Raw genomic sequence first — 26,998 nt, 5'->3', positions numbered from 1 at the left:
ACCATGCCCAACCCGCACTCGTACCCGTCCGTCGGCCCGCCGGCGAGCGGCTCGGTCACGCATCAGCACCAGCAGTCATACCAGCAGTTCCGCCTGTCGCGGCGGGCCGTGCTCGGGAGCCTGGGCGCATTCGCCGTCCTCCCCGTCCTCGCAGCCTGCGGCTCCCGCCCCGTCGAATCCACCTCAGCTGCCACGTCGGCCGCGCCCACCACCGGCGGCACAGCAGCCGCGGAGCTGAGGCTGGGCCTGTTCCCCAACGTCACCCATGCAGCCGCCCTCGCCGGCATCGCCCAGGGCTACTTCGCCGAGGCGCTCGGATCCACGAAATTCAGCACCCAGGCCTTCAACGCCGGCCCGGCAGCCATCGAGGCCCTCACCGCCGGGGCCATCGACGCCACCTACATCGGGCCCAGCCCGGCCATCAACGCCTTCTCCAAGAGCGGCGGCACCCTCCTGCGCATCATCGCTGGCGCGTGCTCCGGCGGCGCCCAGCTGGTGGTGCAGCCCGGCATCACCAGCGCTGAGCAGCTCAGGGGCAAGCAGGTGGCCAGCCCCCAGCTCGGCGGTACGCAAGACGTGGCGCTGCGCACCTGGCTCGCCGGCCAGGGCCTGGCCACCACGACGTCGGGTACCGGAGGCGACGTCACGATCACGCCGACCGAGAACTCCTCGACGCTGGACCTGTTCCGTCAAGGACGCCTTGAGGGCGCGTGGTTGCCTGAGCCGTGGGCTTCGCGGCTGGTCCTCGACGCCGGGGCGACCGTCCTCGTCGATGAGAAGTCGCTGTGGCCCGACGGGAAGTTCCTCACGACGCACCTCATCGTCTCGACGGAGTTCCTCGCGGCCCACCCGGAGACGGTGAAGGCTCTCCTGGAGGGGCATGTCAAGGCCGTGGACTGGGCCGCCAGTGACCCGGGCGCACCGGCGGCGGTGAACGAGCAGATCAAGGCGTTGACCACCAAGGCACTCAGCGAGGCTGTCATCGCCCGCGCCTTCAGCAACCTCACCATCACCGACGATCCCCTGGCCTCCACGCTGCCCAAGCTGCTGGAAGACGCCGTCGCCGCCGGAACCACCAAAACCGTGGACCTCCAGGGCATCTACGACCTGCGCCTCCTCAACGAGGTGCTCACGGCCGCCGGCGCCCCGAAGGTCTCCGCCGCCGGCCTGGGTGAGGAGTGAACCGTGACCGCGACGCGCACCAGCACCAGCGCCGGCACTGAGGGGGCTCCGCACGTGGCGTCAGCTGCTCCAGCTCCGACCTCCGGGGGCGCCCCCCAGGTCGTCTCGGGTGGAGCCGTCCGCCTGCGCGGCGTCTCCAAGGCCTACGGCCGTGGCCCGGCGGTGCTCGACACCGTCGACCTCGACGTCGCCCCCGGCTCGTTCGTCTGCCTCCTCGGTGCCTCGGGCTGCGGCAAGTCGACGCTGCTCTCGCTCGTCGCGGGCCTGGAACGCCCCACGGTGGGCACCGTGGAGGTGCCGTCCTCGGGCGCCGCGCTGATGTTCCAGGAGTCGGCGTTGTTCCCGTGGTTGACCGCGGCGGGCAACCTCGACCTGGCGCTCAAGCTGCGCGGTGTGCCGCGCCGCGAGCGCCCCGCGGAGGTGGAGCGCCTGCTCGACCTGGTCCGCCTCACCGGGGCAGGCGGAAAGCGGGTGCACGAGCTGTCCGGTGGCATGCGCCAGCGCGTGGCCCTGGCACGCGCGCTAGGTCAGCAGCGGTCCGTGCTGCTCATGGACGAGCCGTTCGCCGCGCTCGACGCCATCACCCGCGACGTGCTCCACAGCGAGCTGGAGCGGATCTGGCGCGAGACCGGCACCACCGTCGTCTTCGTCACCCACAACGTGCGCGAGGCCGTGCGCCTCGGGGAGCGGGTGCTGCTCATGAGCTCGCGCCCCGGCCGGATCGTGCGGGAGTGGGCCGTTGACGCGAGCGGCAGCCGTCGCATCGAAGACGCGGCCGTCGCGGCGCTGTCCATCGAGATCACCGACCACCTGCGAGAGGAGATCCGCCGCCATGCCCGCTGAGCCCTCAGCTGGGACCTCGGGAGCAGGGAGCACCGCGGTGGCCGCGACGAGCGACAAGCGCCCGACCATCGGCGACGGCGGCCTGGAGGCCGGCCTCGACGTCCTGTCCACCGAGCCGGTCGCCGAGCCCGGTCTCTCGACCCGGTGGCGCAAGCGCCTGCTGCCGCCGCTGGTGGCGCTGGTCCTCGTGGTGGTCGTGTGGCAGCTCGTCGTCCTCGCAGGGGTCCAGCCGCGGTACGTGCTCCCGAGCCCGCTCGACGTCTGGTACACGATCAAGGAGCGGATCGCCGACGGCAGCCTGCCGACGGCGGTGCTCACGAGCATCGAGCGCGGTGGCGTCGGCTTCGTCGCGGCCGTGCTCATCGGCACTCCGTTGGGGTTGCTCGTGGCACGAGTGCGTCCGGTGCGGACCGCGGTCGGGCCGCTGATCTCCGGCCTGCAGGTGCTGCCGTCCGTGGCGTGGGTCCCCGCGGCGATCCTGTGGTTCGGCCTGTCCGACGCCACGGCCTACTTCGTCATCCTCATGGGCGCGGTCCCGTCGATCATCAACGGGCTCGTGTCCGGCGTCGACCAGGTGCCGCCGCTGTTCCCCCGCGTGGGCGCGGTGCTCGGGGCAAGCCGCTGGGCACTGGTGCGACACGTCATCCTCCCGGCGGCGCTTCCCGGCTACCTGGCCGGCCTGCGGCAGGGGTGGGCGTTCTCGTGGCGCTCGCTCATGGCCGCGGAGATCATCGCCATCGGCGGGGAGATGGGCTTCGGCCTCGGTGCGCTGCTGCAGCAGGGCCGCGACCTGTCCGACATGCAGGTGGTCATGGTCGCGATCCTGGCGATCCTGGCGGTGGGCATCGCCGTGGAGCTGTGCGTCTTCGCGCCGATCGAGCGTGGGGTGCTGGCACGCCGCGGTCTGGCGCGCGCGAGCTGACAGCCGGCTGACGCTCATCGGGCGCCCACTGGTGATCCAGTGGGCGCCCGATGTGGGTTCCGGCGCTGGATGTCAGCGCCGGAACTCAGCGATGGTTCAGTGGCATGTCACTGACGCGTCAGTGGCGGCTGGCGAGGAAGGCCAGCAGGTCCGCGCGGGTGACCACGCCGGCGGGCTTGCCGTCGACGGCCACGAGCACAGCGCGGTTGACGCGCAGCGTCTCGCGGAGGTCGTTGAGCGGCTCACCTGCGCCGACCAGCGGCAACGGCGCGTCCATGTGCTTGCTTACCGCGTCAGACAGCGACGCCGTCCCCGAGAACACCGCCTCGAGCAGGCCCTCCTCGGTGACCGACCCGGCCACCTCACCGGCCATGACCGGCGGCTCGGCCCCGACGACGGGCATCTGCGAGACCTGGTACTCGCGGAGGATCTCGATGGCGTCGTGCACGGTCTCGGTGGGATGGGTGTGCACGAGGTCGGGCAGACGTCCGGACTTGCCCCGCAGCACGTCACCGGCGGTGGCCCCGCCCACCGCGGCGGTGCCGGGCGCGTCGACGTCGAAGCCGTAGGAGCGCATCCACGCGTCGTTGTAGATCTTGCCGAGGTAGCCGCGGCCGGAATCGGGCAGCAGGACGACGACGACGGCGTCAGCCGGCAGCGTCTTCGCGATGCGCAACGCGCCCACCACGGCCATGCCGCAGGAGCCGCCGACGAGCAGGCCCTCCTCGCGGGCCAGACGGCGGGTCATAGCGAACGCCTCGGCGTCGGAGACGGCCACCACCTCGTCGGGCACGGACGGGTCGTACGCGGGGGGCCAGATGTCCTCCCCGACGCCTTCGACGAGGTAGGGGCGGCCGGTGCCGCCGGAGTAGACCGAGCCCTCCGGGTCGACGCCGATGACGCGCACGGGCTTCGCGGTGCCGTCGTCCCCGAGGCGGTCGCGGGAGGCGTCCTTGAGGTAGCGGCCGGTGCCGGTGATGGTGCCGCCGGTGCCGACGCCGGCCACGAAGTGCGTGATCCGGCCGTCGGTGTCCTTCCATATCTCCGGCCCCGTGGAGGCGTAGTGGCTGGCCGGGCCCTCGGGGTTGGCGTACTGGTTGGGCTTCCAGCCGCCGGGGGTCTCCGCGGCGATGCGGTCGGAGACGGAGTAGTAGCTCTCGGGGCTCTCGGGGGCGACGGCGGTGGGCGTGACCACCACCTCGGCGCCGTAGGCGCGCAGCACGTCGCGCTTCTCGACGCCCACCTTGTCGGGGCAGACAAAGATGCAGCGGTAGCCCTTGCGCTGGGCTACCAGGGCCAGGCCGACACCGGTGTTGCCGCTGGTGGGCTCCACGATGGTGCCACCGGGCTTGAGCTCCCCGGACTTCTCTGCGGCCTCGATCATGCGCTCGGCGATGCGGTCCTTCACGGAGCCCCCGGGGTTGAGGTACTCGACCTTCGCCAGCACGGTGGCGGCGATCCCCTCGGTGACGCGGTTCAGCTTGACCAGCGGCGTGCCGCCGATCAGGTCGACGATGTTCTCGGCGTACTGCACGCCCCACATCCTCCCACCCCCACCGAGGTGGCCGACTGCCCATGATCACGGTGATCATGGGCAGTCGGCCACCTCCCACGCGTCAGAGCGCGCGGCGCAGGGCTTCGAGGCGGGCGGCCGCATCAGCGAGAGGGGCGTCGTCACCTGAGCCTCTACAGGCAACCAGGAGGTCCCGGCCGAGCACGGCCAGCTGATCTCCCAGGGCGCGGTCCTCGAGGACGGGGACGACGCGCGCCGGGCGCCCCTCCACCGTGGCCGCGGCGTCGGCCAGCTCCTGGAGCACGGGGCGCACGAGCTCTGCCGGGGACAGGCCTTCGGCAGCGCGGGACAAACGAGACGGGCCGAGCGCTGCCAGGCGGGTGAGGACCCGCCCGAGCTCACGCTCGGCCCGTTCGTGCGGTGAGTCGGTCACCGCTCCACTGTGTCAGTGGTAGGGAGTGCTACCGGTCAGTCGCCGCCCGCCATCGAGCGGATGATCGACAGGATGCGGAGCAGCTCGACGTAGAGCCAGACCAGCGTCACGGTGAGGCCGAACGCGGCCGTCCACGCGTAGCGCTGCGGGATGCCGTTCTTGACGCCCTGCTCGATGAAGTCGAAGTCGAGCACGAGCGAGAGCGAGGCGAGGATCGCGCCGATCGCGCCGACCGCGAGGCCCAGGCCGCCGGACCACAGGCCGAGGCCTGCACCGAACAGCGAGAACACGAAGTTCACGAGGCAGAAGACGGCGTAGCCGAGCACCGCACCGATGAGGATGCGGCGGAACTTCGGCGTGGCCCGCACGGCACCGCTGCGGTACAGCACGAGCATCACGGCGAACACCGCGACCGTGGCGATGACCGCCTGGATCGAGACTGCCCCTAGGTTGCGCGCCACCAGCTGCGAGTCGATGACCCGGCTGAGGCCGCCGATGAACAGGCCCTGCAGCGCGGCGTACGCCAGGATCAACGCCGGGCTGGGCTCGCGCTTGAACGAGTTGACCAGGCCGAGCACCAGACCGCCGAGAACGCCGACGATCATCAGCAGCGGGCTGAAGAAGAAGTAGTTGAACGCGCCGAGCAGGACGACGAGGCCGAGCGTCATGCCGGTGCGCAGCACGACGTCGTCGTAGGTCAGACGACCGGTGTGGGCGGGCCCCGCCGGTGGCGCGGAGTACATCTCCTCCAGCGACGGCTGGCCGTACTGCTGGCCGTACTGAGCGGTGCTCGCGCCGCCGCGCGGGGCGTCGTCGAAGCCCGCGTAGCCGCCGCGCTTGAACTGCGGCGCGTTGCGCAGCGCCGGGTTGTTGCTCTCCATGCGCGTCCCTCCGAGGACTTGACACCGGCGGGCGCCGGCCTCTGCCCCCAAGAGTAATCGATTGGTAAAGCCTTTCGCGCAGTAGACGCACCCAGACGGGGGTCCCTCAACGTCGCGGTTAGCCCTCCGTCGGAGGCACTGGCCCGGTGGATCGGCTTACCACGAGGTGGGTGGGCACCACCTGGGGTGCGCGCCCCGGTCCCACGGCGGTCCCGCCTTTGAGTAGTGCCTCCACCGCTAGGGCGCCGGCTTGCTCGGATCGCTCGGCGAGGGTGGAGGCCGCGACACCGGCCTCGGCGGCGACGTCGGTGATCGTGGGGCGGCGCGGGCGCTGCACGGGCTCAGGGTAGAGGCGAAGTGGCAAAGCTTGGCAAACGATTGTCACGGCCTGCCCGGTGCTCCTAGCGTCGCCACACCTCGACGACGAGCAGAGCGCCCGGGCGCTCACCACTGGAGGAGCCGACGATGGCCAGCACCAGCAGCACCCCGTCCACGGCGACGGCACGCACACCGCGCAAGGCAGCGGTGGCCGCCTGGAGCGGCAGCGCCTTGGAGTACTACGACCTCGCGATCTACGGGACGGCCGCCGCCCTGGTCTTCCCCAAGATCTTCTTTCCGGAGGGGAACGGGCACGCCGCCACCATCGCCTCACTGGCCACCTTCGGGGTGGCCTACGTGGCCCGCCCGTTCGGGTCCTTCCTCATGGGCCACATCGGTGACCGGCTGGGCCGCAAGACCGTCCTGATCGGGACGCTGCTGCTGATGGGCGTCTCCACGTTCCTGATCGGTGTGCTGCCCACCTACAGCCAGGTGGGGTTGCTGGCTCCGGCGCTGCTGGTCACGCTGCGCCTGCTGCAGGGCTTGTCCGCTGCCGGTGAGCAGGCCGGCGCGAACAGCATGAGCTTCGAGCACGCCCCCGACCGCCGCCGGGGCTTCTTCACCAGCTTCACCCTCAGCGGCACCCAGGCCGGTCAGGTCCTCGCGCCGGCCGTGTTCTTGCCGGTGGCCGCGCTCATGCCCGAGGAGCAGCTGCTCAGCTGGGGCTGGCGGGTGCCGTTCTGGCTCAGCGCGGTGCTGCTGGTGGTGGGCTTCCTGATCCGCCGCTCCCTGGAGGAGACCCCCGAGTTCACCGCCCAGACCGCCGCGCAGAGCGCCGCGCAGGCCTCTGAGAAGGCTTCTGAGAAGGCGGCCCGTCCGGCGCGTACCCCGCTGACCGAACTGTTCCGTGACCACCGTGGCGCCGTGCTGCGGGTCTTCTTCGCCGCCTTCATCGCCATGGTCAACACCACCTTCCAGGTGTTCGCGTTGAACTTCGCCACCTCCGAGGACTACGGCATCGGCATCGAGCGCAACACCATGCTGTGGCTGGCGATCGTGTCCAACCTGGTGGCCATCGCCACCATCCCGGTGTGGGCGACCCTGTCCGACCGGATCGGACGCAAGCCGGTGTTCGTTGGTGGTGCGGTCGGCAGCGCCGTGCTCGTGACTGCCTTCCTCGCGGCGATCGCCGCCGGGAACGTGGTGCTGCTCTTCGTGCTCGGGGTGGCGCTGGCCGGGGTGGTGTACTCGATGCCCAACGCGGTCTGGCCCGCTACCTACGCTGAGTACTTCCCCACCTCGGTGCGTCTGTCGGGGATGGCGGTGGGCACGCAGTTCGGGTTCGCGTTGGCCGGGTTCACCCCCACCATCGCCGGGGCCTTGGTCGGGGGCAGCGCCGACGGTTGGTGGAAGGTGGCACTGTTCGCCGTCGCCGCCTGCGCCATCTCCAGCATCGCCGTCCTCACCGGCCCGCGCGACACCCACCTCGTCCCAACCGCTCAGGTAGGGCAGCGTCGGGTCACGACGCACGGCACCGGCACCGGCACCGGCACCGGCGACCACAGCACGACGGCGAGCGCCGCCGCCAGCAGCACCACCGCCACCAAGAGCACTGTGAGCGTGGTATGAGCGGGCACCTCAGCGGCCAGCGGTCACAGCGGGTGGTGCAGCTGGGCCTGGTGGGTCAGGGCATCGGGGCTTCCCTGACCCCGGCGATGCAGGAGCGCGAGGGCCGTTGGAACGGCCTGGACCTGCACTACGGCCTCCTGGACGCCGACCGGCTCGGTATCAGCGCCGCCGACCTGCCGGCGCTGCTGCTGTGGGCCCGCCGCCTGGGCTACGCGGGGCTGAACATCACCCACCCGTTCAAGCAGGCCGTGGTGGCACTGCTGGAGGAGGTGAGCCAGGACGCCGCGGACCTGGGCGCGGTGAACACCGTGATCTTCCGCGACGGGCGCGCGGTCGGCGCCAACACCGACTGGTCCGGCTACGGCCGGGCGTTCCGCGCGGCCCTGCCCGAGGCGGTGCACGACCGCGCGGTGCTCGTCGGCGCCGGTGGTGCGGGCTCAGCGGTCGGGTACGCCCTGTTGCACGCCGGCGCTGAGCACGTCGCCGTCGTGGACGCCGACCGCGAGCGTGCCGCCGCGTGCGTCTCCCGGCTGGCCGCGCGGTTCGGGCAGGACCGCATCAGCGCCAGCGACGACCTGCCCGCGGCGCTGGCCGGGGCGGACGGCGTGGTCAACGCCACCCCGCTGGGTATGCACGGCCACCCGGGTTCCTCGGTGCCCGCTGAGCTGCTGCACGAGCGGCTGTGGGTTTCCGACGTCGTCTACTTCCCCCTGGAGACCGAGCTCGTGAGCAACGCCAGGGCTCGAGGGTGCCGGGTGCTGCCCGGCGGCGGGATGGCGGTGGGCCAGGCCGTGGGAGCCTTCGAGCTGTTCACCGGACTGGCTGCCGACGCAGGCCGGGTGGAGCAGCACTTCCTGGAGCTGACCGGCTCCCGCCGGCCCGCGAACCCCGCTGTATCCACCGCTCTGCCCTCCACCGCGTCCAGCACTGCCTCCGTCACTCCCGCCGCGTCCTGAAGGAGCCTGCGTGCACCAGGGCATCGCCACCGTCTCGCTGAGCGGGCGCCTCGTCGACAAGCTGCCCGCCATCGCCGCGGCGGGCTTTGACGGGCTGGAGCTGTTCGACAACGACCTCATCGCCTCGGCGCTCACCCCCCAAGAGGTGGCAGCCCGATGCGCGGACCTGGGCCTGTCGATCGACCTGTTCCAGCCGGTGCGCGACGTCGAGGGCGTAGCCCCGGACCGCTTCGCAGCAGTGGAGCACCGCTTCCGCGCCAAACTGGCCGTCATGGGCCAGCTCGGCGCCACCACGGTGCTGTGCTGCTCCAACGCCCTCCCCGACGCCGTCGACGACGCCGACCTATCCGCCGAGCAGCTCCACCGCCTCGGCGACCTGGCCGCCGAGGCGGGCATCACCATCGCCTATGAGGCGCTGGCGTGGGGCCGTCACGTGCACCGGGTCGGGCAGGCGTGGGACCTCGTCCAGCGGGCCGACCACCCGGCGGTGACCCTGGCCGTGGACACCTTCCACCTGCTCTCCCGCGGCGACGGACCGCAGGCGCTGGCGGGGGTGCCCGGAGAGCGGATCGGCTTCCTGCAGGTGGCCGACGCCCCCGTGCTGGAAATGGGCCTGCTGGAGTGGAGCCGCCACCACCGCTGCTTCCCCGGGCAGGGCGCGCTCGACGTCGCCGGGGTGGTCGCGGCGGTCCTGGAAGCCGGCTACCGCGGGCCCCTGTCACTGGAGGTGTTCAGCGACCTCGTCCGTGAGGCCGCACCGGCCGTGACCGCGCGCGACGCCAAACGCTCCCTGGTCTTCCTCGAAGACCAGCTCACCGCCCGGCTCCCGGCGACCTGCCCCGCCCGCGAGGTGGTGACGCTGGCTCCCCCAGCGCCGGCCCGGGTGGACCCCGCCTTCGTCGAACTCGCCGCCAGCCCAGGCGCCGACGTCGAGCGCCTGCTGGAGGCACTGGGCTTCGTCGCCGCCGGCCGCCACCGCAGCAAACCGGTCACCCTGTGGCGCAACGGCGCAGCTCACGTGGTGCTGTCCCCGGCGCCACCACAGGCCCAAGCCACCGGCGGGGTCACCGCCATCGGACTGGTAGCACCTCCCGTGCACAGCGTCGCCCAACGCGCCGAAGCCCTGCTGTGGCCCACGGTGCAGACCACACGCGCCCACGGCGAAGCAGTGCTACCCGGTCTGGGAGCGCCCTCGGGGCTGCACGTGCTGCTCTCGGACCGACCCGGCGAACCCGACCACTGGCGAGGCGACTTCGAAGACCTCCCACCCGGTGGCACAGGAGGCCAGGAAGCCGGCGGAGCCCACGGCGCAGGCTGGGTAGGTCTAGACCACCTGGCCGTGGCGGTGGCACCAGACCTGCTCCTGCAGGAGGTCTCCTTCCACCGCACCCTGCTAGGCCTGGAGCCAGGACCAACCGAGGAGTTCTTCGAACCCCACGGACGGCTACGGTCGCGGGCGCTGCGCCCAGCCGCAGGCACCCTGCGGCTGGTACTCAACGCCCCCGAGACCGCCGCAGGAGCCCCCCGCCGACGCGGCGTGACCCAACTGGCCTACGCCGTGCCCGACGTCCGCGCCCAAGCCGTGCGGCTGCGCGAGAACGGCGTCCCGCTCATGCCCGTACCGGACAACTACTACACCGACCTCGGCGCCCGCTTCGCCCTGCCGGACGACGACCTCGCCGACCTGCGCGCCCACGGCCTGCTCTACGACCGCGACACCAACGGCGGCGAACTCCTGCACCTGTACACAGCGGTGCTGGCCACAGGCTTCCACGTAGAGCTACTCGAACGCCGCGGCGGCTACGCCGGCTACGGCGGCGCCTCCACCCACGTACGGCTCGCCGCCCAGGCCTGAGCACCAGGTCGAACGTCCGACATCTGGTGCCCCCGGCGGGGTTCGAACCCGCACTGAGGCGCTTTTAAGGCGCCTGCCTCTGCCGATTGGGCTACGGGGGCCGGCTGGTGCTCCTCGGACGAGAGCGACGACGACGGCGGGGCCGGTGCGCGCGCACCGACCCCGCCGTCGTCAGAGCCTCAGCTCTTGGAGGGAGCCGGGTCGCCCACGGGACGCGGCGCCGGCGGCTTGGCGCCGGCGGCCACGAAGTCCTCGCGGGGGCGGGTCTGGCGGCCGATGGCCACCATGTCGCGGGTCAAGCCCATGCCGGAGACCAGCCAGTTCAGGCCGATCCGCAGCTTCCGGTCGAGGGTGGGCATCGCGTACAGGTGGTAGGCGCGGTGCATCATCCACGCCGGGAAGCCCTTGACCTTGAACCCGAAGGTGTTGGCCACACCCTTGCCGATGCCGAACGACGCCACGGTGCCGATGTACTTGTGGCGGTAGTCGGTCAGGCCCTCGCCGCGCAGCGTGGCGACGAGGTTGGCGGCCAGCACCTTCGACTCGCGCACCGCGTGCTGGGCGTTGGGCGGGCAGAACTGGCCCGGCTCCTTGGTGAGGTCGGGCACGGCGCACGCGTCGCCGGCGCCCCAGGCACCCTCGACGACGCCGTCCTCGCCGGCGACACGCAGGTCGGCGCGGACCGTGAGGCGGCCGAGCTTGTCGAGCGGGAGGCCGGTGTTGGCGAGGACCGGGTTGGACTTGATGCCCGCCGTCCACACCACGGTGTCGGTGTCGAACTCGGTGCCGTCGGAGAGCACGGCGTGGCCGTCGACGATGGACTTCAGCTGGGTGTCGAGGCGGATGTCGATGCCGCGCTCGCGCAGCTGGTGCAGCGACCACAGGCCCATCTCGGGGCCGACCTCGGGGAGGATCCGGCCGAGGGCCTCGACCACGACAAAGTTGATCTCGTCCTGGGAGATGCCGGAGTGGTTCTTCACCGAGGCGCGGACGAGGTCCTCCAGCTCGGCCATCGCCTCGATACCGGCGTAGCCGCCACCCACGAAGACGAAGGTCAGCGCACGCTTCTTGGCAGCCGGGTCGGTCATGACGGCGGCGGCGTCGAGACGGTCGAGGATGTGGTCGCGGCAGGCCGTGGCCTCCTCGACGCTCTTGAAGCCGATCGCCTGCTCCATGAGACCCGGGATCGGGAAGGTGCGGGAGACGGCGCCCAGGCCGATGACGACCTGGTCGTAGGTGATCTCGACCTGCTCGCCCTCCTGCGGCTGCACGAAGACGACCTTGCGGGCGGGGTCCATGCCGACCACGGCGCCGGTCACGACGTCAGCGCCCTTGAGCGCCTGGCGCAGCGACACCACGACGTGGCGGGCCTCGATCGAGCCGCCGGCCACCTCGGGCAGGAACGGCTGGTAGGTCATGTAGGGGCGCGGGTCGACGACGACGACCTGTGCCTCTCCAGGCTTGAGCTGCTTGAGCAGGTGGCGCGCCGTGAGCAGACCCACGAAACCGCCGCCGAGCAGCAGGATCCGGGGGCGTCCAGCCGCGGCGGGCACGGGGGACTCCAGGGAAGCGGGGGCGGTCATGTTGGAAATCTACGGTTCGCCGAGGCACGACGTGTAGCGGGGCCGCCAGACTTCACCGTCCGGAGGCACCCGCAGGGGTGAGGAGGAGATCATCGCCTCCAGTCCGGCGGTGAGCGACCCGAAGCACCCGCAGGGGGCGCTCCGTCATCCGGTCGGCCCAGGCTCCCCGTCACCCGATCAGCCCAACGCCGCATCGGCGGTGCTCACGCCGGCCAGCTGGGCCGCCAGACCGAGCGCCTCGTCGAGCATCGCCGCCGTGAGGCGGCCCGTCGAGGTGTTCTGCTGGCTCACGTGGTAGCTGCCCACCAGGTGCACCGCACCGCCGCGACGCCGGCCGCGTTCGCCGTCGTCGTCGTCCTCCTGCGGGAGGGTCAGGACGGCGTGGGCGCCGTGCCCGAAGCGGGGCGCCGGGCGGGGCACGTTCCAGCCGAGGCGGCGGGCGCACGCCAGCGAGGCGTCCCAGGCGATGCCGCCGAGGGCGAACAGCACGCGGGGCCGCACCAACTGCACCTCGGCATCGAGCCACGGTGCGCACGCGGCGCGCTCCTGCCCGGAGGGCAGGTTGTCGGGCGGGGCGCAGCGCACGGCCGCGGCGATGCGGACGCCGTCCAGGCGCTGGCCGTCACCGGCGTGGTCGCTGCGCTCCTGTGCGGCGAGGCCGGCGCGATGCAGGGCCGCGAAGATCCAGTCGCCAGAGCGGTCTCCTGTGAAGACCCGCCCGGTGCGGTTGCCGCCGTGAGCGGCGGGCGCGAGCCCCACGACGAGTAGCGGCGCGTGAGCATCTCCCCATCCCGCGATGGGCCGACCCCAGTAGGGCTGGTCGGCGTAGGCGCGGCGGCCGGTGGCGGCGACCTCCTCCCGCCACGCGACCAAACGCGGGCAGGCGCGGCAGACCGAGACCCGTGCGTCGAGCTGGGTCAAGGTCCGCGAGGTCGCGGCGGCGCGCACCACCCCGGCCGGGGTGCGCACGACGCGCGTCGAGGCGTCCGCCGGTTCCTCAGGCCAGCCGGATCCGGGCTCCACCGGGGAGCGGTGCAGTTGCCGCGTCACGGGATGGGGCAGTAGGGCTGGACGAGGGACTGGCACTCCCCCACTGTCGCCGAGCCCTCCCCCACACTGCCCGCCAGCCGCCCCTCGCCCTGCTCATGCGCAGCCCGTGCACAGCGGCGGCGCTGCGCTTCACGGCACCGAACGCCGGCTACGGCGTCACGACGTCGCCGGGGACGGCAGCGCGGACGGCATCATCGTCGCCGTCACCGACGGAGCCGGGTACGGCGACTCCGTGGACGTCACCACCGGTGGAATTGCCGTCGACGACGCAGTCGGCGCCTCCGACGGCACATCGGTGGGCGACGGCGCAGCGGTGACGCTCATCGTCGGTGTGGGCTCCGGCGAGGGCACGACGCCCGACGCGATGCCGACCAACGGCGAGAGACTCTGCTCCGGGAAGCTCGGCGTCCTGGGTGCCCCGCCTGTTCCGTCCAGCTGGGCGCGCAGCGGGTAGGCGTTCCAGCGGACCTCGCCGTCGGCCGTGACCGCGGGAACCAGCGCGTTCGGCTGGCCGGTGGACCAGTCGGAACGATCGCCCGTGGACGTCGCCAAAGGACGGCCGTAGTCGTCCAGGAGCTGCACGCCGGTGAGCGGCCGGCCCTGCGCGTCGTAGGGGTAGATGTTGGTGACCACCTGCCCGTCGAACCACACCCCCCGCGAGGTGTCGGGGCCGCTGCTGCTGTACCCGGCATCGACGTAGACGGTCTCCCGCGAGGTCATGGCGACGACGGCGAAGGGCAGCAGGATGACGGCGAGCACGTTGGCCGCCACGATGAGCGACCGCTTCCAGCGGGCGACGGGCCGGTAACGGCGGCCGACCTCCAGACTGACGACCGCTCCCGCGATGAGCAGCAACAGGCCGCCCAGGCTCGCGCCAGGGCCGAAGAGGAACCGCGCCACGAGCCAGGCCAGCAGGGCGCCACGCACCAGCCACCACGCGGGCCGAACCAGCTGGGCCCGCTCGACGAACCCGGGCCACCAGGTGCGAGACCTCAGGTGCGCCACGGCGTGCTCGATGTCTTCGCGTGCCCCCTCGGTGGCGCGCGACCAGATCCCGGAGCGCTTCTCGGGGGCGGCTGCCATCGCGTGGGGCGGCAGGCCGGCGGCGGACCGCAGCTCCTCCGCGTAGGCGCGCGCGCTCCCGAGCCGGTCCAGCAGCGGGGTGGACGTCTCGGCGGCCAGCTCCGCGAGGTCGGCCTCCAGCCCTCCGGTGAGCTCCTCGATCACCTCGGCCGGCAGGTCGGCCAGCTCGGCGCGCACGGCGGCGGCGTACTCGCGGGCCTCCGCGGCCGGATCGAGGCCGGGGGCGGGCAGGGGCAGGGTGGTGCTCATCGGGGGTCTCCCTCGGGCGCGAGCAGGTGGTCGACGGTCTCGCTGAAGGCGCGCCAGCTCTTGCGCTGCGCCTCCAGCAGCTCCCGGCCGCGAGGGTTGATGCCGTAGTACTTGCGGTGCGGGCCCTCCTCCGAGGGCACCACGTAGCTGCTCAGCGCGCCGGCGGCGTAGAGGCGCCGCAGCGTGCCGTAGACGGAGGCGTCGCCGACGTCCTCCAGACCGGCGCTGCGTAGGCGCCGCACGACGTCGTAGCCGTAGCCGTCGTCGTCCTCGACGACGGCGAGCACGGCCGCGTCGAGCACTCCCTTGAGGAGCTGCGTGGTGTCCACGCACCGCACACTACTGCGCGATGCGCACTACCTTCCAGAGCGCCACACCGGCGATCTCGGTGCACCCCGGCCGCCCGCGTCAGTGCTCGCTCAGTAGAGGAACAGCGGGAACCACTCCCGCGTGTGGGCGTGCACGAGCACCATGAAGAGGATCGCGTCGAAGGTCAGGTGCACCGCCACCACGTAGCTCAGCGACCGCGTCACCGCGAACGTCAGCCCCTGGATGAGCGCGAACGGGAACACCAGCAGCGGCCCCCACTCGCGGAACCCCAGCTCGTAGAGGAACGCCGTGAACAGCACCGCCTGCAGCAGGTTGGCCAGCCAGACCGGGTGGTGGCGGCGCAGCAGCGTGAAGACCGTGCAGATGAAGAAGAGTTCGTCCCAGATGCCGAGCGCGTTCGTGCCCAAGAAGAGTCGGAACAGCTCGTCGGGTGTGCGCGCCGCGGGCCAGTTCTCGTAGACGCCACTGGTGATGAGGTAGAACGGCAGGGCGGTCCACCCGAGGACGACGACAGCCGCCAGCCACCACCACTCGAAGCGGTTCCACCGCCGTCCGGTGGCCACCGGGAACATGATGGCGTGGTCGCGGAAGGCCCAGCGCGACAGCGCGTACGGCACCCCGACCGCCGCCACCATCGCCGCGCCCATGGTGGTCATGTGCGCCCAGGAGATGTCGGTGGTGACCGGCACCAGGCTCATCATGCACAGGCCGGTCGCGGCGAGCAGGTGGTCCCGACCGTAGGACGACCGTTCCCTCCGACCCACCAGAGCAGCGACGACGACGCCCGCCACGAGCACCGCCCAGCCCTCCGGGCGCACCTGGAAGGCGAAGAGCAGCACGCCCGAGGCCGCGAGCAGCACCGACGGCAGCAGCCGCAGCGCTCCGCCGGGGCGCGCCGGGTCGGGCGCGGCCGTCGTCGCCGTCGTCGTCCTGGTCGTCGCTGTCATCACGTCGCTGTCGTCACGGGGAGGTACCCGCCGCGCGGCGGGCCAGGGCGAGTGCGGTGCCGTCGAGGATGTCGTGCTCGCTGACCACCACGTCCACGATGCCGGTCCGATCGGCAACGCGCGACACCACCTCGCGCCAGACCAGCGCACCGGCTCCGATGACGTCCACACGGCCGTGATGCATGAAGGGCAGCGCGGCCCGTTGCTCGCGGGGCATGGCGACCAGCTCGTCGCACGCGGCCAGCATGGTGTCCACGGGCAGCACCGCGCCGTGGATGCGCTCGGGCAGGTAGGTGGGCAGCCGCTGCACGTACGCGGCGATGGTGGTCACGGTGCCGGCGACACCGACAAGCGTGTGCGCCTTGCCCAGGGGCACCTCAGCCTCGGCGACGTCGAGCGCGGCGCGCACATCGGCGACGAGCGCCTCGACCTGATCCGGCGTCGGTGGGTCGGACAGCGCGTGCCGCTCGTGCAGGCGCACGCAGCCAACGTCGACGGAGCGGGCCGCCAGCACGTCCTGTTCGCCCAGCACCAGCTCGGTGGAGCCGCCGCCGAGGTCGCAGACGAGGTAGGGCCCCGGTCGTTGGCCGTGCAGCTCACCGGTGGCACCGAGGAAGCTCAGCGACGCCTCCTCCGCCCCGGTGATGACCTCGGGTTCCACGCCCAGCAGCTCGCGCACGCCGTCGACCAGCAGGTGGGCGTTGCGCGCGTCGCGGCTGGCGGAGGTCGCCACGAACCGCACGTGGTCGGCGTCGCGAGGCACCCCGTGCTCGACCAGCAGGTCCCGCACCCGTGCGGTCTCCGCGAGCGTGCGTTCCAGCGCCTCGGGCGCGAACTCCCCCGTGCGGTCGACGCCCTGGCCGAGCCGCACCACCTCCATGGTCCTCACGACGTCGGTCAGCTGGGCCTGCCCACCGTCGAGGACGACGTCGGCCACGAGCAGGCGAAGGGAGTTGGTGCCGCAGTCGATCGCGGCTACGCGCACCACCGGGGTCTCTTCCACGCGCGCCATCCTGGCGGACCTGCCTAGCCTCGAGCACGTGAGCACCTCCACCCCCGCGGACGACGGCGCTGGCGGCAGCGACCGCGGTGGCGGCGACCTCGACGTCGTCGTCGTCGGCGCCGGGCCGAACGGGCTGTCGGCGGCGGTGGTGCTGGCCAGCGCGGGCCTGCGGGTGCAGGTGCACGAGCAGGCGGCGCAGCCGGGCGGTGGCACGCGGACGGTGGAGAACACCCTGCCGGGCTTTCGGCACGACCACTGCTCCATCGCCCACCCCGCCGGCGCCGCGAGCCCGTTCTTCGACGCGTTCGACCTGGGCGCCTCGGGCGTGGAGTGGTTGCAGCCGGCCGTTCCCTACGCCCACCCGCTCGACGGTGGCCGCGCGGCCCTGGCCCACCGGAGTCTGGAGCGCACCGTGGAGGGGCTAGGCCGTGACGGCGCCGCGTGGCGCTCGCTGCTGGGGCCCCTGGTGGAGCGGACCGCCAAGGTCATCTCGCTGACCCAGTCCGACCTGCGGACCTTCCCCGCGGTGCCTCGCTCCCCCACGGGCCTCGCCGCCACCGCCACCACGGCCATGCGGCTGGGGCTGCGGGCGCTGGAGCAGGGCAGCCCGGCGTGGGACGCGAGGTTCCGCGGCGACGAGGCGCCCGCACTGCTCACCGGTGCGTCGGCGCACAACATCGGCGACCCGCGCGACATCTCCTCTGCGGGCGCCGGGCTCTACCTGGCGGCCATGGCACACGCCGGTGGGTGGCCGGTGGCGCGCGGCGGCAGCCAGGCACTGGCCGACGCGATGGTCGCCGAGCTGGAGCGGCTCGGCGGCAACGTGGTGCTCGGCCACCGGGTCCGGTCCCTGCGTGAGCTTCCCCGGGCGCGGGCGGTGCTGCTCGACCTCGCCCCCAGCGGCCTGCTCGACGTCGCCGGTGACCGGCTCCCGCCATCGGTGGCCGCGCAGCTGCGGCGCTACCGCTACGGCGGCGCGGTGTGCAAGGTCGACTACGCGCTCTCGGGCCCGGTGCCGTGGACGGCGCCCGGGCTGGCGGAGGCCGGGACGCTGCACCTGGGCGGCACCCGCGCCGAGGTCCGCGCGGCGGAGCGCGAGGTGCGCGCCGGGCGCCACCCGCGCCGACCGTTCTGCATCGTCGTGCAGCCGGGCGTGGTCGACCCGACCCGCGCTCCCGCCGGCCAGCACACGCTGTGGACGTACGCGCACGCGCCGCGCGGGTCCCGCCGTGACCTGGAGCCGGACGTCACCGCGCAGCTCGAGCGCTTCGCGCCGGGCTTCCGCGACCTCGTGCTGGCCAGCACGACGACGACGGCCGCCGAGCTGGGCGCGGAGAACCCGAGCATCCCCGGCGGCGACGTGGCGGCCGGGGCGGTCACGCCCTGGCAGCTGGTGATGCGCCCGCTGCCGCGGTGGGACCCGTACCGGGTGCCGGGTCTGGACGGCGTCTACCTGTGCGGCGCGGCGACCCCGCCGGGGCCCGCGGTGCACGGCATGAACGGGGTGCACGCGGCGCGGCGGGTGCTGCGGCAGCGGTTCGGAGACCGCCGCGACCCGCTGGCCCTCGTCCGCACTGCCCGCGCCCCCCTCTCCCGTCCGTGATCATGGGCAGTCGGCCACCCCGTGGAGGTGGCCGACTGCCCATGATCACGGCGATAGGTGCCGGGCGGTAGGTGTCACACCGCTGCGACGGCCTCCGCGAGAGCAGCCGCCGGCAGCAGCACGCGCGCCGTGGTCCCGGACCCCGCCGCGGAGGAGATGAGCAGCTGACCGCCGTGGTGCTCCACCACGGAGCGAGCGATGGTCAGCCCCAGCCCCGCGCCCGGCACCGCGAGCGCGGTGGCGTTGCTCGCGCGGAAGAACCGCGTGAACAACCCACCCTGCTCGGCCAGCGGGATGCCGATGCCGGTGTCGACCACCTCGACGGCGCAGCGGTCGCCGTCGCGGGCTGCGCGCACGAGCACCGACCCGCCGGACGGCGTGAACTTCACCGCGTTGGAGACCAGCCCGGAGACCGCGCGGTGCAGCGAGGTGGGATCGCCGTGCACGCGGAGGGCGCCGAGGAGCTCGGCGTCGAGGTCGACGTCGACCTCGAGGGCCACCCCGGCCCCGGCAGCCGCGCGCCGGTGCTCCTCGGCGACGCCGCGCACGAGGTCACCGATGGTGACGACCTCCAGGACGCCGCGCGGGGCGCCGTCCTCGATGTGCGAGAGCGCCAGAAGGTCCTCGATGAGCACCCGCAGGCGCACGGTGTTGCGCTCGACGACCGCGAGCATCCTGTCGACGTCCTCGTCGATCTCCCCGGCACCACCGTCGCGCAGCATCTCGACGTACCCGGCGATGCTGGTCAGCGGCGTGCGCAGCTCGTGCGAGACGGTGGCCAGGAAGGTCGACTTGCGGACGTCGAGCTCGCGCAGCTGCTCCACGAGCGCCTCGGAGCCCTGCAGCAACCGGTGCACGACGGCTGCGCGCCCGAGGTCGGAGGCCACCGACCGCAGGAGCGTGACCTCCTCGTCCGTCCATTCCCGGGGTCCGTCGTGCGTGAACGCGGTGAGGGCGCCGAGGGCTGCTTCTCCCGCGCCCACGGGCACGAGGAGTACGGCGGCCGCGCCGGTGCGCTCGGAGAAGTCACGGGCGGCGGGCTCGGCGCTCCCGTCGGCGACGCAGGAGGGCAGGTCGGGGACGGCGAGGTGCCCGTCGTTCGACCACACCTCCTGCAGCCAGCGCGACAAATCCTCGCCGGCGGCGCCGATCTCCTCGACCACCGCGGGCGCGCCTTCGCGGGCCCAGCTGCCGCGCAGACCGTTGATGGCGCTCCCGCCCGGAGTGTCATGCATGCCGGAGGGTGTCGGGGTGCGGGCTCCCCAGGGGGCCGCGTCCTCGGCGTCGAAGAGGCGGACCCAGATCCTGTCGACGCGCAGCCCCTCACCGAGCACGCGCAGGGCCTCCGCGAGGGAGGCCTCGTGGTCGACGGGGTCCCGGGCCAACCTGCCGACCTCGCTGGCCAGGCGCCGCAGCTCCGCGGAGCGCGCACCTGCCGCACGCACGCGGGCCCCCTCGTCGGCCAGGGCGTTGACCCAGCTCGCCACGGCACGCACCTCGGCGGGGCCGCGCTCGGCGTCGGCCCGGCGGGCGTGGTCGCCGGTGGCGAGCGCCCCCAGCACGGCGGCGACGTCAGCCAGTGGCGCGACCAGCCCGCGGCGAACCCGCACCGCCAGCAGCAGCGTCAGGCCGAGGGCTCCGACGAGGATGAGGACGACGACGGCGAGGGAGGCGTGGCGCAGCTGCGCCTGCTCGGCCCGCTGGCGCGTCTGCTCGGCGGAGACCTGCTCCACCAGCGCCTCGTGGGCCGCGAGCAGCTCGCGGGGTGCGGCCCCGGCGTCGCGACGCAGCCACTCCTGCGCGGCGGTGACCTCCCGCTCGACCGCGTCACGCTCGAGGTCGGTGCCGGCGAGGTCGCGCAACTCAGCCCCCAGCACCGCGACGGCGGCCCGCTGGGCGGCGGCGCCGTCCCCGGCGCCGGCGTCGGAGGCCGCCACGACCAGGGAGGTGCTGGTCCGCGCCAGGTCGTCCAGGCGGGTGGCGGTCTCGTGGTGCACGTCGCCCAGCAGCAGCGCCGTCGTGCCAGCCCCTGCGAGGAGCACGAGCAGCGCGACGAGCAGCGCCAGCCAGCCGCCCAGCCAGCCGCCCAGCCCGACGGCCGGCCGGCGCACCTCGGACGGAGGCACTTCGCCCGGGTGGAGCGCCGTCACCGGCCGGCTCCGGCCAGCGGCCGGTCGGTGCGGTCAGTGCGGTCGGCGCGGTCGGTGCCGTCAGCCCGACTGGCCCGCAGGGCGCCGCGGGTCTCCGGCAGCACCACGACGTCAGTGCCCGCGCTGGCGGCACCACCGGCGGCGAGGCCCTGGCGGTCCATGGCGCCCCACACCTGCCGCTGGCCACGCAGCAGCGACCACAGGCCCTGCACGCGCCACAGCGCCGTGAGCTGGCGGTGGCCGAAGTTCTCCAGCACCGCGGCCACCAGGCCCCGACCGAGGTCGCGCCACCGCTGGGACCGGTGGAAGGAGACCTCCTCCACGAGCAACGCCGCCACGGTGACCATGGCCGCGTACCCGAAGCACAGCAGCGCCAGCGCTGCGGCGGCCTGCCACGGCACCAGACCGAAGGCCACCGCGAGCGGAGCCAGCACCACACCGACGAGCTCGATGACGGGCGCCACGAGCTCGAAGAGCACGAAGTACGGCAGGGCCACCAGGCCGATCCGGCCGTATCGGGGGTTACCGATCATCCCGCGGTGGCGCCACAGCGTCTCGGCGAGCCCCCGCTGCCAGCGGCGGCGCTGCCGGGCCAGGACAGTGCGCGTCGCCGGCACCTCGGTCCAGCTGGCCGGCTCCGGCACGAACACCACGCGGTACTCGCGGTGGGTCCGGCGCATGTGGCGGTGCAGGCGCAGGGTCAGCTCGAAGTCCTCCCCGATGCACGAGGTGTCCATGCCGCCGACCTCGACCACCACGTCGCGGCGGTACATGCCGAACGCGCCCGAGATGAGGATCAGCGACTGCATCCGCGACCAGCCCGCGCGGCCGACGCAGAACGCCCGCAGGTACTCCACCACCTGGAACCGAGCCGTCCAGCCGCGCGGCATCCGCACGTCGGCGACACGACCACCGACGAGGGTGGAGCCGTTGACGGCGCGGACGGCCCCCGCGGTGGCCACCACGCGGACCGGGTCGTCGGCGAAGGGCCGCGAAACGGTCAGCAGCGCGTCGGGGTCGAGCACCGAGTCCGCGTCGACAAAGCAGACCAGGTCGTGACGGGCCGCGTTGACACCCACGTTGGTGGCGTCGGCGCGACCGCCGTTGTCCTTGCGGACCACCACGAGCGGCGAGCGGCCACCGCGGGGCACGTGCACGCTGCGGATGCGGGCACGCACGGGAAGGTCGTCAGGCAGCCGACGGGGCACCTCGACAAGGTCGAAGGCCTCCCGCAGCAGCGCGAACGTCGCGTCCGTGGAGCCGTCGTCGACGACGACGACCTCGTGGCGCGGGTGCCGCAGCGCCAGCATGGCGCTGACCGACCCGACGATGCCGGCCTCCTCGTTGTAGGCCGCCATCACCACGGACACCGACTGCGTCAGCGGGGAGGCACTCGCGTCCTCCACCCCGCGGATCCGCTCCCGCCGCAGGTAGCGCACCATGTCCACCCCGGCCAGGCCGATAAGCACGAGGTAGCTGGAGTTGATGGCCAGCACGTAGAGGAGCACCGGCAGCGCCAGCACCTGGACGAGCACCGCAACGGTCCCCCGCACCGTGCCCCCCAGCAGCTCGAGCTGCAGCACGTCCACCCAGCTCACGCGCCCACCCCCAGCAGCTCAGCACCGGTCGCCGGACCGGCACCAGGAACAGACACGACCGCCGCACGAGTCGCCGCCGCGCGGCGCACCCGGTCCACTTCGTCCACCAGCAACGGCGGCAGCACCTCGGCCAGGACGGCGCAGGCGACCACCTCGTGGGCGCGGGCTACCGCCCCCGGGGAGCCGTCCTGCTCCTGCGACGCGACCTCCGCCAGTACCCGCACACCGGGTGCCCCGAGGGCCAGCAGCGCGCTCGCGGCACCGTCGGCCACGTGCGCGTCGCCGTCGTCCAGCAGGCTCCACAGGCAGCGCAGCGCCACCGGGTCACCCACCTCACCGAGGGCCACCACCGCCGCGCGACGCACCGCCGCGGCGCCCGTGGGGCTGGTCGCAGCGCGCAGCGCGGACACCGCCAACGGCGCCCCGATGCGCCCCAGCGCCGTCGCGGCGCGAGCGCGCACCACGTCCGAGGGGTCACGCAGCACGATCTCCTCCAGGTCCCGGCTGGCGGCGGCGACTCCGAGCCGTCCCAGCACCTCAGCGGCCGTGAGCCGCTCCAGGGCGCTCGGCGCGCCCAGCGCGGCCCGCAATGCCCCGGCGGCCGGAGCGCCCAGGAGCATCAACGAACGCGCCACGACGTCCGGCGGTGCCGCCGGTTGCTGCCCCGCCAAGGCAGCGAGCAGCGCTGACGCCGCCTGTCCCACGCCGTCGCCGGCATCCATCCCCACCGCACCGGGGGCGCCCGCGCGACCCAGCGCGCGAGCCGCCACGAGCCGCACCTCCGGATCCCCGTCGTGCAACAACGCCGCCAGCTCCGGTACCGCCGGCGCGTACGCGGCAGCCCCCAGCAGCTCCGCGGCCGCGGCGCGACGGACAGCGCCGCGCGCGTGCAACCGCCCGCGCTCACGGGTGATGACCCCGCGCACCGCGAGCAGCTCCACGAGCAGGCGCTGTCCGTCACCGCGGACCTTGCCGAGCACCGCGAGCACGGCGGGCTCCACGGTCCGCCAGGCGGCGGTGTCCAGCGCCGCGAGGGTGTCGGCGGCCGCCTCGGCGTCCTCCCCCTCCCCCACGGCGACCTCGAGCAGCAGCGGACGCAGCGGCTCGGCGACGGCGCGCCGGTGGGCCTCGCGGCGGGCGCGCAGCCCTCGCACCGCGGCGATGGAGACTGCCAGCGCCAGCACCAGGGCGGAGACGAGCACCAGCCCCAGGACGACGACGGCGAAGAACGTCACGGGCGAGTCCGCCCCAGCACGGCCTGGACGCGGCTGACGAGCTCACGGGGGCTGAACGGCTTGACGACGTAGTCGTCGGCGCCGGCGGCGAACCCGCTCGCAACGTCCTGGTCCTGAGCGCGGGCGGTGAGCATGATGACCGGCAGGTCGGCGGTGGCCTCCTGGCGGCGCAGCTCGGCGCACACGTCGAGGCCCGACAGGCCCGGCATCATGAGGTCGAGGACGACGATGTCCACGCCACCGGCGCGGGCCAGGTCCAGCGCCGCTGCGCCGTCGGGCGCAGACCGCACCTCGTAGCCCGCCTGGGCGAGCTTGAACGCGACGAGCTCGCGGATGTCGAGGTCGTCGTCCGCGACGAGGACTGTGGTCATGGGGCCTCCGGTCTGGGCGGCGGGAGCCCTGGCGGGTCCCGGTGTGGCGTCTTCCCGCCCATCGGCAGCGATCACTGCGAGCTTGAGCCGAACGGGTGACGGCGCGCCTTCCCGAGCGGTGCTGCCGCGCAGGAGAGACTGGGCCACCCCGGTGCGGCTGAGGGCCGCAGCTGGACCTCAGACCTGGGCCTCAGACCCGGAGCTCAGCCCTGGACCCGAGCAGGAGGCGCGCGTGCCCAGCAGGCCGGTCGAGCCGGGAGCGACCGCCGCCGGCCTCCCGCTGCCGCGCCAGGTCGCTGCCCCCGTCGTGACGACCCTGCCCACGACGGCTGTGGCGACGACAGCGACCACGCCGGCGACGACGGGGACGAGCCGCTCCCGCGCGGCCTTGCTGCGCCGCGTCCGCGCCGTCACGGGCTGGCCGTGGGCATCGATCGAGCTCCCCGAGCAACTGCTGCCGACCTCGCTGGCCTTCGCCGCCGCGGAGCGCCGCAGCGCCGTGCACCTCCCGGACGCCGCCGCCCTGCCGCACCTGGCGAGCAATCCGTGGGTCGACGGCCGCATCGCCCGCACCCGGGCCGTGGCCGCGGTGCCGGTGCTCGGCCCGCAGGGCCGGCTGCTCGGTGTGCTGCTGGCCCGCGACGAGGTGCCGCACCCCGCGGACGCGGAGCGCGAAGAGGCACTGTCCGACCTCGCGAACCTGGCCTCCGGGATGCTGCTCGCCGAGCGCCAGCAACGGTCACTCGGGGGTCTGGCCGCCGCGGTCGCCGCCGCGGACCAGCGCGTCGCCGTGGCGCAGGCGGGCCTCGAAGATCGCCACGACCTGCTCGAGGCGGTGCTGGAGACCGCCGACGTCGGCGTCGTCGCCCTGAACGGCGCCGGTCGCGTGACGGTGCTCAACCCCATCGTGCGCGCATGGGCCGGCCTACCCGAGGAGCTCGACGCGACCGCCGCGGCACGCGCTGCGACGACAGCGCTGTGCACCGACACGGCCGGCACCGTGCTCGCCGCGGTACGAGGGCCGCTGCTGGCCACGCTGGACTCCGGCACCGAGACGCGTACGGAAGTGGTCTTCGCCGCCTCCTCCGCTACCTCCAGCGGTGGAGACGCAGAGGTCACCTGCGTGTGCCGCACGCGGGCACTGACGACGGCGAGCGGCGCGCGCGTCGGCGTCGTCGCCTCTCTCACCGATGTCACCGCCGAGCGCGAGGCCCAGGCCGAGCTCGAGCGGTCGAACGCCGAGCTGGAGGCGTTCGCCGGGATCGCCGCGCACGACCTGCGCTCGCCTCTCACCGTGGTCGACGGGTACCTCGAGGTACTCGAGGAGGACGCCGAGGCGCGCGGCGACGCCCGCGCCGCCGCGTGGAGCGCCACCGCACGGCGCAGCGCCGGCCGGATGGCCTCGCTGCTGCAGGCGCTGCTGGCGTACGCCAGCGTGGGAGCCCCTGACCAGGTGCGCCGCGAACCGGTCGCGGTGCGGGCCCTGCTGGAGGCGGTGCTCGCCGACCTCGCCGTGCCCGGCGACGCCGTCGTCGTCCTTCCCCCGGCCTCCACCAGTTCGCCGAGCCGCGCGGCCGAGGTGACCGGCGACCCGGTGCAGCTGCACCAGCTGCTCACCAACCTCGTCGGCAACGCCCTGAAGTTCACGCGCCCCGGAGAGCCGGCACACGTCACATGTGCCGTGCGCGAGGACGCCGACGAGTGGGAGATCACCGTCGCCGACCGCGGTCCCGGCGTGCCGCTCGACCAGCGCACCGCGGTGTTCCGCGCCTTCGAGCGCGGTACGCACCGCCGTGGAGGTGCCCCCGGGCACGGTCTGGGACTCGCGACGGCGCAGCGCATCGTCGCCCGTCACGGGGGGCACATCGCCCTCGACGAGACGCCCGGCGGCGGTCTCACCGTGCGGGTACGCCTCCCCCGCCCCTGAATCCTGACCGCCCTCGCTCGCCGTCCTTCCCGCACTTTCCGCGGCAAGTGCGGATGAGAGTCAGGCGCAGGGGCCCTCGGCCCACCACTGGCCGAGCGCCTCGCGGACCTCGTCGCCCAGGGGGTTGGTGCCCGGCCCCGCCGCGAGCGCGTGCCCGAGCAGGGCGTGAAGGCACTTCACGCGCTCCGGCATCCCCCCGGCAGAGACTCCGGCGATCTCCGGGACCTCACCGAGATGCGCTTCCAGCTCACCGCGGCGGGCGAGGTAGTCGGTGTGCGCGGCGCGGTAGGAGGTGGCGAGCTCGTCGTCGCCCTCGAGCCTGCCGGCCATCTCGCGCATGAGGCCGGAGGCTTCGAGGGTTCCCACGAGCGACGCCGCGCGCGGGCAGGTGAGGTAGAAGGTGGTCGGGAACGGGGTGCCGTCCTCGAGCCGAGGGGCGGTGGCGACGACGTCGGGCCGCCCGCACGGGCAACGGTGGGCGACGCCGACGGCTCCGCGCGGCGGGCGCCCCAGCTGGCGGCGGACGGCCTCGCGGTCATCCTCGGCGAGCCCTCCGACAGCAGGATCGGGATGGGGCTGCGACTCGGGCTGTGACTTGGGCTGAACGGTGCTCACGAGGCCTCCGGTGTGGCCGACGGCACCGGCGTGGCCGGGGCGGCCGAGCCGGTGGACGGGGCGATCTGGGCGGGAGTCACGGACGGCGTGGACGCCGGCTGCTCCTCGAGCCCCAAGCCGGAGCGCACCCTGTCGAGAAGCGAGGCGGGGCTCGGGGTGGCCGTCGCCGTGGGGGCCGCCACCGCGGTGCTGGGCGTCGTGGAGGCGGGAGCCCCCAGCACGGTGTAGCCGGTCTCACCCGGCATCAGGTAGCCGAACCGCGCCCGTGCCTGGGTGGCGGCGTAGGCGGGGTCGTCCCAGCGCGCCGACTCGGCCGTCAGCTCCGCCACGCGCTGCTCACGGGCGGCGATGTCCTCGTGGAGGGCGGCGAGTTCGGCCCGCTGCTCCACCCACGCGCGCACGGGGCCCAGCAGCGAGGCTGCGGCGACGAGGCCGACGGCGAGCAGGGCGGCGCCGCGCGTGGTGAGGCCTCGCCGGCGGTCACCGGAGTTGGGATCGGTGGTGCGGGGGCGTGCCGCAGGCGCAGGGCGGCTGCTCACCGGCTCCCCCGGTGCACGGCCGGGACGCCGGCGCAGGCGGACGCCCGGACGGCTGCCGGTGGTCTCGCCCCGGGAGGAGGGTCTCGCGGGGGCCACGGGCGCCAGTCTCTCAGCCGGCACGGGATGCCCGGGTCAGGACGGGCCGAGGCCCCCGCAGCGGTCGCTGCGAGGGCCTCGGGTGGT

Annotated in this window: 24 protein-coding genes and 1 tRNA gene; 8 read left to right on the top strand and 17 right to left on the bottom strand. The window is 73.7% G+C overall.

Annotated features, from left to right (window positions below; all coding sequences use genetic code 11):
- The first annotated feature begins 3 nt into the window (after positions 1–3).
- Genes BXY45_RS00425 through BXY45_RS00415 form a run of 3 tightly spaced genes read left to right on the top strand, consistent with a single transcriptional unit; the run spans position 4 to position 2,947 of the window.
- Entirely contained in the window at positions 4–1,182 is a 1,179-nt protein-coding gene (locus BXY45_RS00425) for an ABC transporter substrate-binding protein (RefSeq protein ID WP_109772329.1), read from the top strand.
- A gap of 54 nt (positions 1,183–1,236) precedes the next feature.
- Positions 1,237–2,025: an ATP-binding cassette domain-containing protein gene (locus BXY45_RS00420; protein ID WP_109772649.1), complete on the top strand. Its 789-nt coding sequence runs from the start codon at positions 1,237–1,239 to the stop codon at positions 2,023–2,025.
- Between the two features lie 37 nt (positions 2,026–2,062).
- Positions 2,063–2,947 (top strand): ABC transporter permease, encoded by an 885-nt coding sequence (locus BXY45_RS00415; protein WP_211319110.1) that lies wholly within the window; start codon positions 2,063–2,065, stop codon positions 2,945–2,947.
- A 118-nt stretch (positions 2,948–3,065) separates the two neighbouring features.
- Here the strand turns inward: BXY45_RS00415 and BXY45_RS00410 are convergent, their stop codons facing one another.
- From BXY45_RS00410 to BXY45_RS00395, 4 genes are all read right to left on the bottom strand, one after another.
- Positions 3,066–4,490: a cystathionine beta-synthase gene (locus tag BXY45_RS00410; protein ID WP_218566864.1), complete on the bottom strand. Its 1,425-nt coding sequence runs from the start codon at positions 4,488–4,490 to the stop codon at positions 3,066–3,068.
- 73 nt (positions 4,491–4,563) lie between these two features.
- Entirely contained in the window at positions 4,564–4,893 is a 330-nt protein-coding gene (locus BXY45_RS00405; RefSeq protein WP_109772326.1) for a hypothetical protein, read from the bottom strand.
- Between the two features lie 35 nt (positions 4,894–4,928).
- On the bottom strand, positions 4,929–5,774 hold the full coding sequence (locus BXY45_RS00400; RefSeq protein WP_109772325.1) for a Bax inhibitor-1/YccA family protein: 846 nt from the start codon (positions 5,772–5,774) through the stop codon (positions 4,929–4,931).
- Between the two features lie 118 nt (positions 5,775–5,892).
- The gene (locus BXY45_RS00395; RefSeq protein ID WP_109772324.1) at positions 5,893–6,111 is read right to left on the bottom strand and encodes a hypothetical protein; all 219 of its coding nucleotides are present in this window, start codon (positions 6,109–6,111) and stop codon (positions 5,893–5,895) included.
- A gap of 128 nt (positions 6,112–6,239) precedes the next feature.
- Here BXY45_RS00395 and BXY45_RS00390 point away from each other — a divergent pair, with 128 nt between their 5' ends.
- The 3 genes from BXY45_RS00390 to BXY45_RS00380 are packed head-to-tail and all read left to right on the top strand — an operon-like array spanning position 6,240 to position 10,532.
- Positions 6,240–7,721 carry an MFS transporter gene (locus tag BXY45_RS00390; RefSeq protein WP_109772323.1) on the top strand — a complete coding sequence of 494 codons (1,482 nt, stop codon included), beginning with the start codon at positions 6,240–6,242 and terminating at the stop codon, positions 7,719–7,721.
- Complete coding sequence (locus BXY45_RS00385) at positions 7,718–8,677, top strand: shikimate dehydrogenase (protein ID WP_109772322.1); 960 nt, start codon at positions 7,718–7,720, stop codon at positions 8,675–8,677. The genes BXY45_RS00390 and BXY45_RS00385 overlap by 4 nt, the downstream gene beginning before the upstream one ends.
- Positions 8,678–8,687: 10 nt before the next feature.
- Positions 8,688–10,532, top strand: a complete 1,845-nt coding sequence (locus tag BXY45_RS00380; protein WP_109772321.1) for a sugar phosphate isomerase/epimerase and 4-hydroxyphenylpyruvate domain-containing protein — start codon at positions 8,688–8,690, stop codon at positions 10,530–10,532.
- A 24-nt stretch (positions 10,533–10,556) separates the two neighbouring features.
- Here the strand turns inward: BXY45_RS00380 and BXY45_RS00375 are convergent.
- The 7 genes from BXY45_RS00375 to BXY45_RS00345 form a co-directional block, all read right to left on the bottom strand.
- Positions 10,557–10,633 (bottom strand) — tRNA-Leu (locus BXY45_RS00375).
- A gap of 78 nt (positions 10,634–10,711) precedes the next feature.
- Positions 10,712–12,115 (bottom strand): NAD(P)/FAD-dependent oxidoreductase, encoded by a 1,404-nt coding sequence (locus BXY45_RS00370; RefSeq protein WP_109772320.1) that lies wholly within the window; start codon positions 12,113–12,115, stop codon positions 10,712–10,714.
- A gap of 177 nt (positions 12,116–12,292) precedes the next feature.
- Positions 12,293–13,138: a uracil-DNA glycosylase gene (locus tag BXY45_RS00365; RefSeq protein WP_245961566.1), complete on the bottom strand. Its 846-nt coding sequence runs from the start codon at positions 13,136–13,138 to the stop codon at positions 12,293–12,295.
- Positions 13,139–13,321: 183 nt separating this feature from the next.
- Positions 13,322–14,497 carry a hypothetical protein gene (locus BXY45_RS00360; protein WP_109772318.1) on the bottom strand — a complete coding sequence of 392 codons (1,176 nt, stop codon included), beginning with the start codon at positions 14,495–14,497 and terminating at the stop codon, positions 13,322–13,324.
- On the bottom strand, positions 14,494–14,826 hold the full coding sequence (locus BXY45_RS00355; RefSeq protein ID WP_109772317.1) for a PadR family transcriptional regulator: 333 nt from the start codon (positions 14,824–14,826) through the stop codon (positions 14,494–14,496). Before BXY45_RS00355 ends, BXY45_RS00360 begins: the two co-directional genes overlap by 4 nt.
- Before the next feature lie 90 nt (positions 14,827–14,916).
- Complete coding sequence (locus BXY45_RS00350; protein WP_211319109.1) at positions 14,917–15,774, bottom strand: CPBP family intramembrane glutamic endopeptidase; 858 nt, start codon at positions 15,772–15,774, stop codon at positions 14,917–14,919.
- A 13-nt stretch (positions 15,775–15,787) separates the two neighbouring features.
- Positions 15,788–16,762, bottom strand: coding sequence for a Ppx/GppA phosphatase family protein (locus BXY45_RS00345; RefSeq protein ID WP_109772647.1), 975 nt, complete (start codon positions 16,760–16,762; stop codon positions 15,788–15,790).
- Between the two features lie 52 nt (positions 16,763–16,814).
- Here BXY45_RS00345 and BXY45_RS00340 point away from each other — a divergent pair, with 52 nt between their 5' ends.
- On the top strand, positions 16,815–18,380 hold the full coding sequence (locus BXY45_RS00340) for a phytoene desaturase family protein (RefSeq protein ID WP_172601908.1): 1,566 nt from the start codon (positions 16,815–16,817) through the stop codon (positions 18,378–18,380).
- A gap of 74 nt (positions 18,381–18,454) precedes the next feature.
- Here BXY45_RS00340 and BXY45_RS00335 read toward each other — a convergent pair whose 3' ends face one another.
- The 4 genes from BXY45_RS00335 to BXY45_RS00320 are packed head-to-tail and all read right to left on the bottom strand — an operon-like array spanning position 18,455 to position 23,734.
- On the bottom strand, positions 18,455–20,506 hold the full coding sequence (locus BXY45_RS00335; protein ID WP_146211026.1) for an ATP-binding protein: 2,052 nt from the start codon (positions 20,504–20,506) through the stop codon (positions 18,455–18,457).
- A 20-nt stretch (positions 20,507–20,526) separates the two neighbouring features.
- On the bottom strand, positions 20,527–22,128 hold the full coding sequence (locus BXY45_RS00330; protein ID WP_211319108.1) for a glycosyltransferase family 2 protein: 1,602 nt from the start codon (positions 22,126–22,128) through the stop codon (positions 20,527–20,529).
- On the bottom strand, positions 22,125–23,363 hold the full coding sequence (locus BXY45_RS00325; protein WP_109772314.1) for a HEAT repeat domain-containing protein: 1,239 nt from the start codon (positions 23,361–23,363) through the stop codon (positions 22,125–22,127). The genes BXY45_RS00330 and BXY45_RS00325 overlap by 4 nt, the downstream gene beginning before the upstream one ends.
- Entirely contained in the window at positions 23,360–23,734 is a 375-nt protein-coding gene (locus BXY45_RS00320) for a response regulator transcription factor (RefSeq protein WP_109772313.1), read from the bottom strand. Before BXY45_RS00320 ends, BXY45_RS00325 begins: the two co-directional genes overlap by 4 nt.
- A 232-nt stretch (positions 23,735–23,966) precedes the next feature.
- Between BXY45_RS00320 and BXY45_RS00315 the strand changes: the two genes are divergently transcribed.
- Positions 23,967–25,661 (top strand): sensor histidine kinase, encoded by a 1,695-nt coding sequence (locus BXY45_RS00315; protein ID WP_109772312.1) that lies wholly within the window; start codon positions 23,967–23,969, stop codon positions 25,659–25,661.
- Between the two features lie 60 nt (positions 25,662–25,721).
- On the opposite strand, the gene BXY45_RS00310 is transcribed toward BXY45_RS00315, so the two are convergent.
- Both BXY45_RS00310 and BXY45_RS00305 read right to left on the bottom strand, forming a co-directional pair.
- A complete protein-coding gene (locus BXY45_RS00310) occupies positions 25,722–26,276 on the bottom strand; it encodes a DUF501 domain-containing protein (protein WP_109772311.1) in 555 nt (184 codons plus the stop codon).
- Positions 26,273–26,815 (bottom strand): FtsB family cell division protein, encoded by a 543-nt coding sequence (locus BXY45_RS00305; protein WP_170131237.1) that lies wholly within the window; start codon positions 26,813–26,815, stop codon positions 26,273–26,275. Before BXY45_RS00305 ends, BXY45_RS00310 begins: the two co-directional genes overlap by 4 nt.
- Positions 26,816–26,998 lie beyond the last annotated feature (183 nt).

The organism is Quadrisphaera granulorum (genome assembly GCF_003149145.1).
Classification (GTDB): Bacteria; Actinomycetota; Actinomycetes; order Actinomycetales; family Quadrisphaeraceae; genus Quadrisphaera; species Quadrisphaera granulorum.
Note: the sequence above shows the minus strand (reverse complement) of the source record. Positions and strands in the feature narration are given on the sequence as shown.